Raw genomic sequence first — 14,649 nt, forward strand, 5'->3', positions numbered from 1 at the left:
GTGCACCTCCTCCACCAGCGCGGCCCGCTGCACGACCTGCCCGACACCCCCGAGGCGTACGACGCCGTCCTCGCCGACGTCGTCGAGCAGGCCCTCGCACGGATCACCCCCGAGGGCAACCTCGAACACCCGGACGCCGACGACGACATCGGCGACACCTCGCTCGGCATCACCTCCCTGCTGGCCCTGGCCTGGCAGCGCTCCAAGGAGCCGCGCCTGCCGGAGGCGGTGCGCCGCGGCGTCGCCTTCCACCTGCGGGAGCGCGTCCACCGCGAGGACAACCCGGGCTACCCGAACCTGAGGGTCCGCGACTCCGGACTGCCGTACGCCCGTTACGTCCTCCAGGCCGGCGCCCACCCCATCGGCGACTGGCCGAGCACGGTGTGGGCGCTGCTCCAGGCGGTCGACGTCCTCGACGCGGCCGACGGGCTCCTCGACGACGGACAGCGCGCCGCACTGCTGGAGGTGGCGCACGGCTACTGGCGCTGGCTGACCGAGGCGACCTTCTTCAACCCGCAGGAGGCCGGCAACCAGGCCATCGGCTGCGTGGTCGGCGGGCTGATGCTGGCCCGTCATCTGCCCGCCGGACAGGGCGAGCCGGTCCGCTCCCGGGCGCTCGCGATGTACACGGACGAGATCCGCGCCCGCCGGGTCCGCGACCGGGGCGCCCTGCTGCCGCCCGAGCACGGCGGGGCGTACGACAACAACTACGGCCCGATCTCCCTGTCCTTCCTCGCCCAGGCCCACCGGGTCAGCGGCGAGGACATGTTCGCCGAGGACGGCGACGCGCTCGCCCGCTACCTCGACGCCCGCCTGACCACCGGCGGCTACGACAACGGCGGTCCCCGCTACAGCGAACAGCACTCCGCCTTCGAGTCGGTCCTCGGACTGCGGTACTTCGGCGAGCGCGTCGGCTCGGACCTCGGGCGCTACCGGGGCGACTCCCGCTGGGCGCGGTACGCGGTCGGGGCGGACGGCGGGATCGACGGGCACTTCGCCTTCATGCTGGTCTGGCAGATCCAGGACACCAGCCGCTGGCACCGCACCCCGTCGGCCGCGACCGTCCGCCACCAACTGCGCTCCGGCACCGTCTCGGTGGCCTTCGACGACCGTATGACCCCCTCGCTCGTCGAGGCCGCCGGCACCTACTACCTGCCGGCGGCCGTGCGGCGCCGGCACGGGTTCGGCCCGGTCACCGACGGGTTCCTGCTGTGCCGGCCGATGGGGCGGGTGCGGGTGCGCGACGCGCGCGCCGAGGGGCTCGCGGCCAAGCTGGTCACCAAGCCGGTGGTGGGCCCGGACCACGTCCTGCGCCATGTGCGGTCCCTGTACGTCACCGACGGCACCCGTCTGTGGGTCACCGTCGCCGTGGAGCGGCTCGACGGGGCGCCGTACCTGCTGTCCGGCATGCCGTACGCCGCCGACGACGGCGACCGGGTCCGTCGTACCGGCGAGGGCGGCGATGTCGTGGCGGCGGGCGCCCTGCGGCTGACGCACCCGGCGGCCCAGGGGCCCGACCACTTCGACGCCCGCGCCGAACTCACCCAGGAACAGGCGGCGTTCGCGCTCGCCGCCGACCCGCGCGGCTACGGCGACCCGGACGAGGGCTGGCGCCACCTGGTCAGCTCCACCGCCCTGGAGGCCGACCCGGCGCCGGGCGCCCCCGAGAACCTGCACGTCTTCGCCGTACGGTACGGCCCCGGCGGCCCCTTCGCCCCCGCCTTCGACCAGGGCGAGGAGGGCCTCACGGTCCGCACCGAGGCCTTCACGGCGGTCGTCGGCGAGGTGGCGGGCGACGCCCACGGCGATCCCGTACTCGCCTTGCGCGTCTGAGGGCCCTCAGGCGGTCGGCGCGCCGAACGGCGCGGGCAGGGCGGCGGGCGGCACCACCAGGTCCGCCCGCTCCCTGGTCGCCGCCACCAGGTCGGCGTTGCGCTGGTCGCTGCCCAGCACCCAGGCGACGGCCGCCTCATGGGCCTTGCCGAACTCCTCGTGCCGGGCGACCAGCCGCCCGATCCGGTCCCGCTCGTCGACCTCGCAGAACCACACCTCGTCCAGACAGGGCCGCACCCGGGACCACGGACCCTCGTCCAGCAGCAGGTAGTTGCCCTCCGTCACCACCAGCCGGGCGGCCGGACCCACCGGGATCGCGCCCGCGACCGGCTGCTCCAGCACCCGCTCGAAGCCCGGCGCGTACACCACGTCCTCGGTGTCCTCGCGCAGCCGCCGCAGCAGCGCCGCGTACCCGGCCGCGTCGAAGGTGTCCGGGGCGCCCTTGCGGTCCCGGCGGCCCAGCCGGTCGAGTTCCACGTCGGCCAGATGGAAGCCGTCCATGGGCACGTGCGCCACCCACGGGGCCCCGGCGCCGTTCAGCTCGCGCACCAGGCGCCCGGCGAGGGTGGTCTTGCCCGCGCCCGGGCTGCCGGTGATCCCCAGCAGTGCGCGCCGCCCGCCTGGGGCGAGGCGGCGGGCGCGGGCGAGCAGGTCGTCGAAGGTCAGCGGCACGCGGCAGAGTCTGCCACGAGGGTTCCCGGAATCCTGTGGCGTTCGCCACCCGGGGAAGCCCACTGGAATCCGTCCGGCGGGGAACGGTGCTGGGTATGAGTGAGCTCGGTCTGCCCGACACCATCCTGGCCTGTCTCTTCGACCTCGACGGGGTCGTCTCCAAGACGGCCGTCGTCCACGCGGCCGCCTGGAAGGAGACGTTCGACGAGTTCCTGCGCGGCTACGAGGGGGAGCGCGCCCGGCCGTTCGACGCCGTCGCCGACTACGACGAGTACGTCGACGGACGCCCGCGCGCCGACGGGGTGCGGGCCTTCCTCGACTCGCGCGGCATCCAGCTGCCCGAGGGCGCCCCCGACGACCCGCCGGACGCCCGTACCGTCCACGGCCTCGGCAACCGCAAGAACGACCTGCTCCTGGCGAAGATCCGCACCGACGGCGTCGAGGCCTACGACGGCACCGTGCGCTATCTGGAGGCCGTCCGCGCGGCCGGACTGCGCACCGCGATCGTCTCCTCCAGCGCCAACTGCCGCGACGTGCTGCGCTCCATCGGCGCCGAGCACCTCTTCGACGTACGGATCGACGGGGTGGTGGCCGCCGAGCGGAAGCTGCCCGGCAAGCCGCACCCCGACACCTTCCTGGCGGCCGCCCGGGACCTGGGCGTTCCCGCCGAGCGGTGCGCCGTCTTCGAGGACGCGCTGGCCGGCATGGACGCCGGCCGCTCGGGCGGGTTCGGGTACGTCGTCGGGGTCGACCGGGTCGGACAGACCGACGCCCTGTACGCGCACGGCGCCTCCACGGTCGTCAAGGACCTCGCCGAACTGGGAGGCAAGCGGTGATCACCCACCGGTCGTACGCCGTCGAACCCTGGGCCGTGCGCGAGACCTCCCTCAGCCTGGACGTCCTCGCGCAGAGCGAGTCGGTGTTCGCGCTGTCCAACGGACACGTCGGCTGGCGCGGCAACCTCGACGAGGGCGAACCCCACGGCCTGCCCGGCAGCTACCTCAACGGCGTGCATGAGGTCCACCCTCTGCCTTACGCGGAGGCGGGCTACGGCTATCCGGAGTCCGGCCAGACCGTCATCAACGTCACCAACGGCAAGATCCTGCGGCTGCTCGTCGACGACGAGCCCTTCGACCTGCGCTACGGCCGTGTCGTCGGCCACGAACGCGTCCTCGACCTGCGCCGGGGGGTGCTGGAGCGGACCTGCGAGTGGACCTCGCCGGCCGGGTCCACGGTCCGGGTGCGCTCGACCCGGCTGGTGTCGCTGACCCAGCGGGCGGTGGCCGCCGTCGCCTACGAGGTGGAGGCCGTCGACAGCCGCTCGCGGGTGGTGATCCAGTCCGAACTGGTCGCCAACGAGCAACTTCCGGACTCCGACGGCGATCCGCGCGCGGCGATGGCACTGCAGTCGCCGCTGGAGCACGAGGACGACTTCGCCTCCGGCGGCCGGCTGCGGCTGGTGCACCGCACCCGGCGCAGCGGCCTGAGGGTGGCCGTCGCCGCCGACCACGTGGTCGGCGGACCCGAGCGCACCACGACGCGGAGCGAGAGCGACACGGACGTGGCCCGGCTGACCGTCACCTCCGTCCTGGAGCCGGGGCAGACCCTGCGGGTGGAGAAGCTGGTTGCGCACGGCTGGTCCGGCACCCGCTCGCTGCCCGCGATGGCCGACCAGGTCGACGCGGCCCTCGCGGCCGCCGCGCACGACGGCTGGCAGGGTCTCCTCGACGACCAGCGCTCCTACCTGGACGACTTCTGGGCGCGCGCGGACGTGGAGGTCGACGGTGACGAGGAGATCCAGCAGGCCGTCCGCTTCGCCCTCTTCCACGTGCTGCAGGCCGGCGCCCGCGCCGAGCAGCGCGCGATACCGGCCAAGGGGCTGACCGGCTCCGGCTACGACGGGCACGCCTTCTGGGACACCGAGATGTTCGTGCTGCCCGTCCTCACCCACACCGCCCCGCACGCCGTCGCGGAGGCGCTGCGCTGGCGGTACGACACCCTGGACACGGCCCGCGAGCGGGCGGCCCAACTCGGCCTGGGCGGGGCGGCGTTCCCCTGGCGGACCATCGAGGGCTCGGAGGGCTCCGCGTACTGGCCGGCCGGCACCGCCGCCTTCCACGTCAACGCCGACATCGCCGACGCCGTCGTCCGTTACGTCGCCGCCACCGGGGACAGCCGGTTCGAGCGGGACACGGGTGTGGAGCTGCTGGTGGAGACGGCCCGGCTGTGGCGCTCGCTGGGCCACCACGACCAGCACGGCGCCTTCCACATCGACGGCGTCACCGGCCCCGACGAGTACAGCGCGGTCGCCGACGACAACACGTACACCAACCTGATGGCCCGGGCGAACCTGCTCGCGGCGGCGGACGCCGTCCGGCGCCACCCCCGGCAGGCGGAGCGGCTCGGCGTCGACGAGGAGGAGAGCGCGGCCTGGCGGGACGCGGCCTCGGCCATGCACGTCCCCTACAACGCCGACCTCGGTGTGCACGAACAGCACACCGGGTTCACCCGCTACCAGCGCTGGGACTTCGCCGGCACCCGCCCCGACCAGTACCCGCTGCTGCTGCACTTCCCCTACTTCGACCTGTACCGCAAGCAGGTCGTCAAGCAGGCCGACCTGGTGCTGGCGATGTACACCTGCGGGTCGTTCTTCGACGAGGAGCACATCGCCCGCAACTTCGCCTACTACGAGCCGCTGACCGTACGCGACTCCTCCCTGTCGGCCTGCTGCCAGGCCGTCGTCGCCGCCCAGGCGGGCCATCTCGGCCTCGCCTACGACTACGCGGCCGAGGCGGCGCTGATGGACCTCGCGGACCTGGAGCACAACACCCGCGACGGGCTGCACATCGCCTCGCTGGCCGGCACCTGGATGGCGCTGGTGGCGGGCTTCGGCGGGATGCGCCGGCAGGGCGACGGCCTGCGCTTCGCGCCCCGACTGCCGGAACGCTTCGGCCGCCTCGCCTTCCACCTCCAGCACCTCGGCCGCAGGCTCCGGGTGGAGATCAAAGCGGACAAAACGGTCTACACCCTCCTGGACGGAGCGCCGCTGACCATCCACCACCACGGCGAGCCCCTGACGGTCGGCACCGACGATCCCGTCGTACGCGCCGTGCCGCCGGCCCCGCCGCGCCCCACTCCCGAACAGCCCCCGCACCGCGCCCCGAACGCTGGCTGACGGCCCGGCGCGGCCTCCCGCCGGGCCCGGACGCTCAGGTCAGCGCACTGCCCAGCAACGCCAGCAGGTCGCCCGTCGCGTCGACGGCGAGGAGGGCGGGGAGGGCGCCGAGGGCGAGGACGGCCAGGGCGGCGGACCACAGGTGCGGCGGCGGGGTCGTCTGCAGGGCCGCGATGCGGCGGGTGACGGCGCGGTCGGTGAAGCTCAGGGCGCACGCGCGGCGGGCCCGGCCCGCCGTGAGCGCGGCGCGGGCCAGGGCGCGGGCGGTCGTACCGCGGTCTCCGACGGCGGCCGCGGCCTGCTCGTCCGCCCACCGCTCCACCAGGAAGGTGACGGCCGAACGGACCGGCGCGAGCAGCGGGTTGGCGGCCGCCGCGAGCGTGACCGCGCTCACCAGCGGCCCGTGCCGGTGGGTCAGATGGGCGCGCTCGTGCGCGAGCAGGACCCGCCGCTCCGCCGGTGTCAGCGCGCCCAGCATCGCCGAGGTGACCAGGATCCGGCCCGGCCGGCCGGGGATCGCGAACGCCTGCGGCACCTCGGAGGCGGCGACGATCAGCTCGGTGTCCGCCGGATGCCCGGCGCACACCCTGTGCAGCGCCCGCCGGGTGCGGCGCTCCGCGCGCAGGGCGCGCTGCACACGCCACACGGCGACCGCCAGCGCCAGACAGGCGACCACCCCGATCACCCCGGGCACCGGGTCGGCCAGCCGGTGCCCTTCCTCGCGGGCCTCGCGCACCACCGGAGGCGCGTCGCCGAGCAGCGCCGCGCCGAGCAGCGCCAGGGACCAGGTGGTGGCCGCCGCCGTCAGGACGGCCGCCGAGGCCAGCACGCGCGCGGCCAGCGCCGGCGCGACCCGTCTGCCGATCACCGGGCTGACCAGGGGCAGCAACAGCGACAGCAGCAGCGGGGTGTAGACGTCGAACCTCATGCGCGGCCTCCCGCGAGCAGCTCGCGCAGCGCCCGCTCCTCCTCGGCGCTCAGTCCGGACACGAACTGCTGGAGGGCCGCGATGGGGTCGGGGCCCCGGTCGAGCGCCTCGTGCATCGCCGCCGCGGTCAGCTCCGCCGCGTTCTTCGCCGGCCGGTACGCGCCGCGCCGCCCGTCGGCGTCCCGCAGCACCAGGCCCTTGTCGTACAGCCGCTTGAGGATGGTGTGCACGGTGTTGTAGGCGAGCCCGCCGCCGATCTCCGACTGGATCTCGGCGGGCGTCAGCGGCCGCTCGGTGGACCAGAGCGCGGCCAGCACCTCGCTCTCCAGTTCCCCGGCGCTGCGTCTCTCCACCCTGCCGCGGGACCCTGTGCCAGCCATGGCGCCAACCTTACAGCGCGTAGGGCCGACAGGCGCATGGCCGAATCGGTCCTGCGCCGCCCCGCGGTGCCGGTTAGTTTGGGCGTACTTTCCACGACTCCTGCCGTCGGCCGAGCACGTTCGCACAGGCTGTAAGGTGTCAGAGACCCTACAGTCTGTAGGGGTAGAGGGGTGGATGATGACCGGCAGCGCGCACGCCACCATCGCCGGGCCGCGACGCGACACAGCCCGGCACGGGCACCAGGGCCTGGCACGCCACCGCGCCGATGCCCTCCTCGTGACCGTGGCCGCCCTGTTCACCCTGGCCCAGCTCCTCCTCGTCCGCCCGGGGATGGGCCTCGGCTGGGACGAGACGGTGTACGTCAGCCAGAACAGCGCACACGCCCCGGCGGCCTTCTTCAGCGCACCCCGGGCCCGCGGCGTCTCCCTGCTGGTGGCTCCCGTCACTTCCTGGTCCTCGTCCACACCGCTGCTGCGCGTCTACCTGGCCGTCCTGTCCGGTCTCGCCCTCTTCCTGGCCCTGCGCGCCTGGCGGGGCCTCTTCCCGGTCCGCGTCCTGGCCCTGGCCGGTGGCCTCTTCGCCTCCCTGTGGGTGACGCTCTTCTACGGCCCGCAGGCCATGCCCAACTACTGGGTGGCCGTCGGCGCCCTGGCCGCCGCCGGTCACCTCCTGCGCGCCCGCGCCGACCGCTCGGACCGGGCCGCCCTGTGGGGACTGGTCGCGAGCGGCGCCCTGATGGCCTGGATGCGCCCCATGGACGCCGTCTGGGCGACTCTGCCGCTCCTGGCCCTCGCCCTGCTCCGCCGCCTCCGGCGCCCCCTTGCCGCCCTCCTCACCGGGCTCGCGGCCGGTGCCGCCGAGTGGGTGATCGAGGCGTACGTCAGCTACGGCGGCCTGGCGCGGCGACTGTCGGACGGCTCCGCGATCCAGGGGGGCCTGGGCTGGCACCTCGCCCTCACCGACCAGGTGCGCAGCCTCGGCGGCCGGACCCTGTGCCGGCCCTGCACGGGCGCGCTGCCCAACCCGGTGGTCACGGTGTGGTGGTTCGTCCTGCCCCTGCTCGCCCTGCTCGGCCTGGTCCTCGCCGTCCGCGCCCGGCGCCGGGCGGCGACCGTGGTGCCCCTCGCCTGCGCGGCCACGGCCGCCTTCCCCTACCTGTTCATGATCGGCTACGCGGCACCCCGCTTCCTGCTGCCGGCCTACGCCCTGCTCGCGATCCCCGCCGCCGACGCGCTCCTCCACCTGGCCACCGCGCCACCGCGCGCCTGGCGGCCGGTCGCCGTGACCCTGGTGACGCTCGGTCTCGCCGCCCACGTCACGGTGCAACTGGCCGTCGTTCGTCACCTCGTCCGGCGCACCACCGCCGACCACGCCGCATGGGCCCGCACCGCCGCCGAACTCCACCACCTCGGCGTCACCCCGCCCTGTCTGCTGACCGGCGACGAGGCCCTCCCCATCGCCTTCTACACGGGCTGCGCCTCCGCCGACACCGCCGGTCCCAACGCCAACAGCACGGACACGGCGATCGCCGCCACGGCCCGCAGCGGTCCGGTCGCCGTACTCGTCCCGCAGGGGTCCCGGCCACCGGCGTACGCCCGCGACTGGCCGTCCGCGCCCTTCCAGGGGAAACGCCTGTACTACGCCGTCCCCGGCGGCGGCTCATGAGACTCCCCGCGTCCCGGGCACCCGAGGTGCCCCAGGCACCCCCCGCGTCCGCGGAGTCTTCGGCGCCCCCGGCGGGGAGCGGGACCCTGCTCGGGCGCCGACGTGCCCGCTGGCAGACCGGGGTCTGTCTCGCCCTCGTGGTGTGTGCCGTGTACATGGCCCGGCGGCACTGGACGACCGTCGAGTCGGGGGCCGGGCGGCTGGCCGTCGCCGATCAGGGGTGGCTGCTGGTGGGGGCGACGGCGGCGATCGGCACCTGGGTGTCCGCCGCGCTCGCCCAGCAGGGGGCGGTGCTCCAGCGGCTGCCCGGCCGCCGCCTGGTCGCCGCGCAGTTCGCCGCCTCCGCCGCCAACCACGTCCTGCCCGCCGGGCTCGGCGCGGGCGCGGTGAACCTGCGGTTCCTGATCCGCTGCGGGCTCCCGGCGCCGCGTTCGGCGAGCGCCCTCGCCGTCAAGGCGACCGCCGGGGCCCTGGTCCGCCTGGTGCTGATCGCGGCGCTCGCCCCGGCCTGCCCGGGCCTGCTCCGAGTCCCGCACCTGCCGCCGGGCGCGTCGGCCGCCGTACTCGCCGCCGCCGCGCTGGTCGCCGTGCTCCTCAACAGCCGGCTGTGGCCCCGCTGCCGGGGCGCCCTGGCCACCGTCCTGGGCGACATCCGCGCGGTGCACGCCTGCCCGGCGCGCGCGGCCGCCCTGTGGGGCGGCTCGCTGGCCTTCGCCGCGCTGCACTCGCTGGCGCTCATCGCCGTCACCCAGGCCGTCGAACTGCCGCTGCCACCGGCCCAGGTGGCCCTGATCTACCTCGCCGCCAGCGGTGCCGCCGCACTGCTGCCCACCCCCGGCGGCCTCGGCTCCCTCGACGCCGCTCTCGCCCTCGGGCTCACCGCCTCCGGCGCCCCCACGGCCGCGGCCGCCTCCGTCGTGCTGGGCTACCGGCTGCTGACGGTGTGGCTGCCGCTGGTGCCCGGACTGGTGGTCCTCGGGTTGCTGGTGCGCCGCAAGGCGCTGTGAACAGCCGGGCGCCCCGCGGCCTGGGTCTTTCGCCCGCGGTGGCGCCTCATGCGAGCCGGTGGCCGATGCCCCGCGCGGTGGCGATGGTCAGCTCGCTGTCCGCCTCGCGCAGCTTGCGCCGCAGCCGGGTCAGGTACTGGTCCAGGGTGTTGTCGCTGACCTGGGCACCCTCCGGCCAGCCGGCCCGCACGAGTTCGCGCCGCCGCACGATGCTCCCGCCCGCCGCGGTGAGCACCGCCAGCAGACGGAACTCCGTCGGGGTCAGGTCGATGCGGGTACCGCCCGCGCCGGCGCTGTGCCGGACCGCGTCCAGCACCAGTTCGCCCGACGAGGCCGTGGGCGCGGGCGCGGCCCGTCTGAGGGCGGCCCGCAGCCGGGCGGCCAGCTCGGCCAGATGGAAGGGCTTGGTCAGGTAGTCGTCGCCGCCCGCCGAGAAACCCGACAGCCGGTCGGTCAGCCCGTGCCGGGCCGTCAGGAAGAGGACCGGGGCGAGGAAGCCGTTGGCGCGCATCGCCTGGCACACGTCCCGGCCGTCCGCGTCGGGCAGCCCCACGTCCACCACGGCGGCGGCCACGTCGGGCGTCGCCAGCCGCAGCGCGGTGGCGCCGTCGGCGGCGGACGCCGTGTCGAACTCCTCCTCGTGCAGGCCGCGCCGCAGCACATCACGCAGGACGTGATCGTCCTCGACGACCAGGATCTTGGGTCGCATGGTCCTCCGGGGCCGCCTGCGACCGGGTCCCGGTGGGCGGCGAGTCGGGCGTGGGGGCGGTTGGCGGGTCGACGGGCGGGTGTTGCGGCGGGGGTGCCGGGGCGGGTCCCGGCGGGGCGGCGGTGAGGCGGTCGGGCAGGTGCCAGGACGTCGCCCACACGCACAGGCCGAGCCAGCCCAGGGCGAACAGCCAGCCGCCGAGAACGTCGGTGGACCAGTGCACCCCGAGGTAGACGCGGGTCAGCCCGACGCACGCCCCCCAGCAGGCGACGGCCACCGCCAGCGGGGTCCGGCCGCGTGGGGCGCGGATGCGCAGGGCGATGAGCAGCAGGCCGGCCGTCAGGGCCGCGGTGGTGGTGTGCCCTGAGGGGTAGGACCAGCCGGACGCGTGCGTCTGCCATTCGTACTGCGGCGGACGCGGACGGGCGACCAGTTCCATCACGCCGTACCGCACGGCCTGGCCCAGGCCGAGGCAGGCGGCCCAGAGGACGGCGGCGGTCAGCCGCTGCCGACCCGTGCGCCCCACCAGAAGCCCGGCCAGGACCACCAGGAGGTACGGGACGACCCCGGTGCCGGTGGCCGTCAGGCCGCGGGCCACGGCCACCGCCATCTCCGGCCGGTGGCCGACGGACCAGGACAACAGGCGGTGGTCCAGGAGCAGCGGCGCCCCGTGTCCTCCGGCCGCGACCATCGCCAGGACGCCGAACGCCGCCCAGGCCCCGAGCGCGACGCTTCCCGAGAGTTCCGCGACGTGCCTGCGGGTCATGACACCAGCAGCAGGGGACGCAGCCATGTCGCCGACAGCCGCCGCGGCACCTCCGCGGGCAACCGCCGCAGCGCGGACATCGCGGCGAACGCGACCAGACCGCCGACCAGGGCGCCCGCGACGACGTCATGCGGATAGTGGACGCCGACCCACACCCGGGAGGCGCCCATGGCGAGGGCGGCCACCGAGGCGATGACGCCCAGCCGGCGGGAGACGAAGAACAGGGCCACCGCGGACGCCGTGGCTATCGCCGTGTGATTGCTGGGGAAGGCCCAGTCACCCGGCCCCGGACACGCCTCCAGCGTGCGAAAGGCGAGCCCCCGGCAGGGCCGGTTCTCGTGCACCAGCAGCTTCACAACGGCGTCCACGCCGAAGGCCAGCAGCACGGCCACCGGAACGGCCAGCGCGGTCAGGGCCGCTGTCGCACCCGCCCGGCGCGCCCGCCACCAGCCCACGGCCATCAGCAGCCCGAACACGGCCAGCCCGTAGGCCGACCAGACCGCCACGGTGTCGTCCAGCCAGCCGGGGGAGCGGTGGGCGAGATCCACCACGTCCCGGTAGAGGGGCCCGTCCACCGACGCGCCCCCGAACGCCACGATCATCCGCGCGCCTCCTTGGCGGCCCTGCGCGAGCGCAGCACCTCGGCGGCCAGCGGGATCAGCGACACGACGACGATCAGCGCCACCAGCGGCAGCAGGTACTTGTCGACATTCGGGATCGACGAACCCAGCGCGTACCCGGCGAGGGTGAGCCCGAGGCTCCACACCAGCCCGCCCACCACCTGCCAGACGGTGAACGTGCGCACGGGCACGCCGAGCGCCCCGGCCATCGGGTTCAGCACCGTCCGCACCACCGGCACGAATCGGGCCAGCACGATCGCCTTGGCGAACCCGTACCGCTCCAGCAGTTCCTCGGCGCGCTTGGCGCCCTCGTGCAGTCTGGTCGACGAACTCCTGGCCAGCAGCGCCCCGCCCGCCTTCCGGCCGAGCAGGAACCCGCACTGCGAGCCCGCCAGCGCGCCCACCGCGGCCGCCGTCAGCAGCGGCGCCAGCGACAGGTGCAGCCCGCTGCCGGACGCGCTGGTGCACAGCAGGCCCGCGGTGAACAGCAGTGAGTCACCGGGCAGGAAGAATCCGATCAGCAGCCCCGTCTCGGCGAACAGCACCACGCCGACGCCCAGCACGCCGAAGGCGGCCAGCAGCGAGTGGGCGTCCAGCACGTTGACAGCGAGCTGCGACGACAGGGGGGAGGCAGCGGTCATCGTCGCACGCCCTTTCTTTTGACTACACATTTGTAGACGGTCTGCTGGACTGTAGACGACCGGAGAGGGCCGTTCGTTCCCGGCCTTTACCTCTCCATTGCTCATTCATGACTGACCGATTACGTACGTGTAGCCATGATGGTCCGCGGAGGTAAGGTTTGCCTTCACTAAGTGGGAGGGCCGCAGGGCATGTGGGACGACGCGTTTCCGAGTTTCCTGATCGGGCTGAGGGAGGGACTCGAAGCCGGACTCATCGTCTCCATACTCGTCGCAACCCTAGTACGGGCCGACGCCCGGTCCCGGCTCCCGCAGGTGTGGACCGGCGTCCTGGCCGCGATCGCCATGGCCCTGAGCTTCGGCGCGGTCCTCACCTTCACCGCCGCCTCCCTGTCCGCCACCGCGCAGGAGGCCTTCGGCGGCACCCTCAGTGTCGTCGCCGTGGCCTTCGTCACGGCGATGGTCTTCTGGATGCGCCGCTCCGCCCGCAGCCTCTCGGGCGAGATCAAGGAGAAGGTGACCGGCGCCCTCGCCATGGGCTCCGGCATGCTGATCGTCACCTCCTTCCTCGCCGTGGGCCGCGAGGGCCTGGAGACCGCCCTGTTCCTGTGGACCACCGCCCAGGCCGCCGGTGAGTCCGCGGGCCCCATGGCCGGCGCCGCGATCGGCCTGGTGCTGGCCGCCGGCCTGTGCTGGGGCCTGTACCGACGGGTCCTGAAGATCAACCTGACCAAGTTCTTCACCGCCACCGGCGCCGTCCTCATCGTCATCGCGGCCGGCGTCCTCGGCTACGGCCTGCGGGACCTCCAGGAGGGCGGTGTCCTGCCCGGCAAGACCGCCTACGCCGTCGACCTCAGCGGCAGCGTGGACGCCGGCTCCTGGTACAGCACCCTGGTCCAGGGCGTCTTCAACCTGACGCCGACCATGACCGGGCTCCAGGTCACCGCGTACGTCGGCTACCTCGTCGTGGTGATGACCCTGTTCGTGCGCGGAGTGCGCGCGACGACGCCGAAGCCCGCCCCCGAGCGGCCGGCGGCCGGGGCCGACGAGGCCGAGGGAGCGCGCCGCCGCCCCGCCTGGGTGATCCCGGTCGCCGTGGTCGCCGTACCCGCCGTGCTCGCCGGTCTGGTCGTCGCCCTCGCCCGGCCCAAGCCGGCCGGTGACCAGACGGTCGCCGTCTCGGAGACCGAGTGCGGCAAGGGCTTCAGCGCGCCCAGGCCCGGACGGCAGACCTTCCAGATGCACAACACCGGCAGCAAGACGTCCGAGGTGTACCTCGTCGACCCGGCCAGCAACGCGGTATACGGCGAGATCGAGGGCCTGGCCCCCGGCACCACCCGCGACCTGGTCGCCACCGTCGCGGGCGGCACCTACGCCTGGCGCTGCGTGCCCACCGGCGGCAAGGCCGTCACCTCCAAGTCGGTCAGCGTCAGCGGCGGCGGGGCCGCCCAGGCGGTCGTGCCGGTCTCCGAACAGGACCTCGCCGCACCCCTGAAGGCGTACAAGGCCTACGTCGACCAGGGTCTGGCCACCCTCGTCGGCCAGACCCGGACCCTCAGCGACGACATCGCCGGCGGCCACCTCGACAAGGCGCGCACCGACTGGCTGACCGCCCACCGCACCTACTCCTCCCTCGGCGCCGCCTACGGCACCTTCGAGGACTTCGACAAGAAGATCAACGGGCGCGCCGACGGCCTGCCGGACGGCGTCCACGACACGGACTTCGCCGGCTTCCACCGGCTGGAGTACGGCCTGTGGCACGGGGAGCCGGCCGACTCGCTCAAGGCCCCGGCCCAACAGCTCACCTCCGACGTCTCCGGACTGCGCGCTGCCTTCCCGCGCCAGGACTTCGACCCCGGCGACCTGCCGCTGCGCGCCCACGAGATCCTCGAGAACACGCTCCAGTTCGAACTGACCGGCGACACCGACGAGGGCAGCGGCACCAACCTGGCGACCGCCGACGCCAACCTGGCCGGCACCCGCGAGTTGCTGACCGTACTGAAGCCGCTGCTCACCACCCGTGCACCCAAGCTGCTGCCGACCGTGGACGCGGACATCGCCCGGGTGCAGAAGCTGCTGGACGCCGCCCACCAGGGCGACCGGTGGACGCCGGTCGACCGGCTCGACGCGGCCTCGCGGCAGCGGCTCAACGGCGCGACCGGCCAGCTCCTGGAGGACCTCGCGCCGATTCCGGACCTGCTGGAGATCCGGAAGTCCGCCTGATGACCGCCCCGCAGCCCGCACCCCGTACCGAC

Annotated in this window: 13 protein-coding genes; 6 read left to right on the forward strand and 7 right to left on the reverse strand. The window is 74.4% G+C overall.

Annotated features, from left to right (window positions below; all coding sequences use genetic code 11):
- Complete coding sequence (locus ACFYMM_RS36085; protein WP_388394804.1) at window positions 1-1,833, forward strand: hypothetical protein; 1,833 nt, start codon at window positions 1-3, stop codon at window positions 1,831-1,833.
- A 6-nt stretch (window positions 1,834-1,839) separates the two neighbouring features.
- Here ACFYMM_RS36085 and ACFYMM_RS36090 read toward each other — a convergent pair whose 3' ends face one another.
- Complete coding sequence (locus ACFYMM_RS36090) at window positions 1,840-2,505, reverse strand: nucleoside/nucleotide kinase family protein (protein WP_388394807.1); 666 nt, start codon at window positions 2,503-2,505, stop codon at window positions 1,840-1,842.
- 95 nt (window positions 2,506-2,600) lie between these two features.
- Between ACFYMM_RS36090 and ACFYMM_RS36095 the strand changes: the two genes are divergently transcribed.
- Together ACFYMM_RS36095 and ACFYMM_RS36100 are read left to right on the forward strand one after the other, a co-directional pair.
- Window positions 2,601-3,341 carry a beta-phosphoglucomutase family hydrolase gene (locus ACFYMM_RS36095; RefSeq protein ID WP_388394809.1) on the forward strand — a complete coding sequence of 247 codons (741 nt, stop codon included), beginning with the start codon at window positions 2,601-2,603 and terminating at the stop codon, window positions 3,339-3,341.
- On the forward strand, window positions 3,338-5,680 hold the full coding sequence (locus ACFYMM_RS36100; RefSeq protein WP_388394812.1) for a glycoside hydrolase family 65 protein: 2,343 nt from the start codon (window positions 3,338-3,340) through the stop codon (window positions 5,678-5,680). The genes ACFYMM_RS36095 and ACFYMM_RS36100 overlap by 4 nt, the downstream gene beginning before the upstream one ends.
- Window positions 5,681-5,714: 34 nt before the next feature.
- Here ACFYMM_RS36100 and ACFYMM_RS36105 read toward each other — a convergent pair whose 3' ends face one another.
- Entirely contained in the window at window positions 5,715-6,608 is an 894-nt protein-coding gene (locus tag ACFYMM_RS36105) for a M48 family metalloprotease (RefSeq protein ID WP_388394814.1), read from the reverse strand.
- Window positions 6,605-6,988, reverse strand: a complete 384-nt coding sequence (locus ACFYMM_RS36110; RefSeq protein WP_388394816.1) for a BlaI/MecI/CopY family transcriptional regulator — start codon at window positions 6,986-6,988, stop codon at window positions 6,605-6,607. Before ACFYMM_RS36110 ends, ACFYMM_RS36105 begins: the two co-directional genes overlap by 4 nt.
- Before the next feature lie 178 nt (window positions 6,989-7,166).
- Here ACFYMM_RS36110 and ACFYMM_RS36115 point away from each other — a divergent pair, with 178 nt between their 5' ends.
- Window positions 7,167-8,654, forward strand: coding sequence for a hypothetical protein (locus tag ACFYMM_RS36115; RefSeq protein ID WP_388394972.1), 1,488 nt, complete (start codon window positions 7,167-7,169; stop codon window positions 8,652-8,654).
- Window positions 8,651-9,661: a YbhN family protein gene (locus ACFYMM_RS36120; protein WP_388394818.1), complete on the forward strand. Its 1,011-nt coding sequence runs from the start codon at window positions 8,651-8,653 to the stop codon at window positions 9,659-9,661. Before ACFYMM_RS36115 ends, ACFYMM_RS36120 begins: the two co-directional genes overlap by 4 nt.
- Before the next feature lie 46 nt (window positions 9,662-9,707).
- On the opposite strand, the gene ACFYMM_RS36125 is transcribed toward ACFYMM_RS36120, so the two are convergent.
- The 4 genes from ACFYMM_RS36125 to ACFYMM_RS36140 are packed head-to-tail and all read right to left on the reverse strand — an operon-like array spanning window position 9,708 to window position 12,397.
- Entirely contained in the window at window positions 9,708-10,370 is a 663-nt protein-coding gene (locus tag ACFYMM_RS36125) for a response regulator transcription factor (RefSeq protein ID WP_388394821.1), read from the reverse strand.
- Window positions 10,324-11,136, reverse strand: a complete 813-nt coding sequence (locus ACFYMM_RS36130) for a phosphatase PAP2 family protein (RefSeq protein ID WP_388394824.1) — start codon at window positions 11,134-11,136, stop codon at window positions 10,324-10,326. The genes ACFYMM_RS36125 and ACFYMM_RS36130 overlap by 47 nt, the downstream gene beginning before the upstream one ends.
- Window positions 11,133-11,738, reverse strand: coding sequence for a phosphatase PAP2 family protein (locus ACFYMM_RS36135; protein ID WP_388394827.1), 606 nt, complete (start codon window positions 11,736-11,738; stop codon window positions 11,133-11,135). The genes ACFYMM_RS36130 and ACFYMM_RS36135 overlap by 4 nt, the downstream gene beginning before the upstream one ends.
- Window positions 11,735-12,397: a DedA family protein gene (locus tag ACFYMM_RS36140; RefSeq protein WP_388394829.1), complete on the reverse strand. Its 663-nt coding sequence runs from the start codon at window positions 12,395-12,397 to the stop codon at window positions 11,735-11,737. Before ACFYMM_RS36140 ends, ACFYMM_RS36135 begins: the two co-directional genes overlap by 4 nt.
- Window positions 12,398-12,586: 189 nt before the next feature.
- Here ACFYMM_RS36140 and efeU point away from each other — a divergent pair, with 189 nt between their 5' ends.
- Window positions 12,587-14,617, forward strand: a complete 2,031-nt coding sequence (gene efeU / locus ACFYMM_RS36145) for an iron uptake transporter permease EfeU (protein ID WP_388394832.1) — start codon at window positions 12,587-12,589, stop codon at window positions 14,615-14,617.
- Window positions 14,618-14,649: the final 32 nt, after the last annotated feature.

Source organism: Streptomyces sp. NPDC006739 (assembly GCF_042869815.1).
GTDB lineage: Bacteria > Actinomycetota > Actinomycetes > Streptomycetales > Streptomycetaceae > Streptomyces.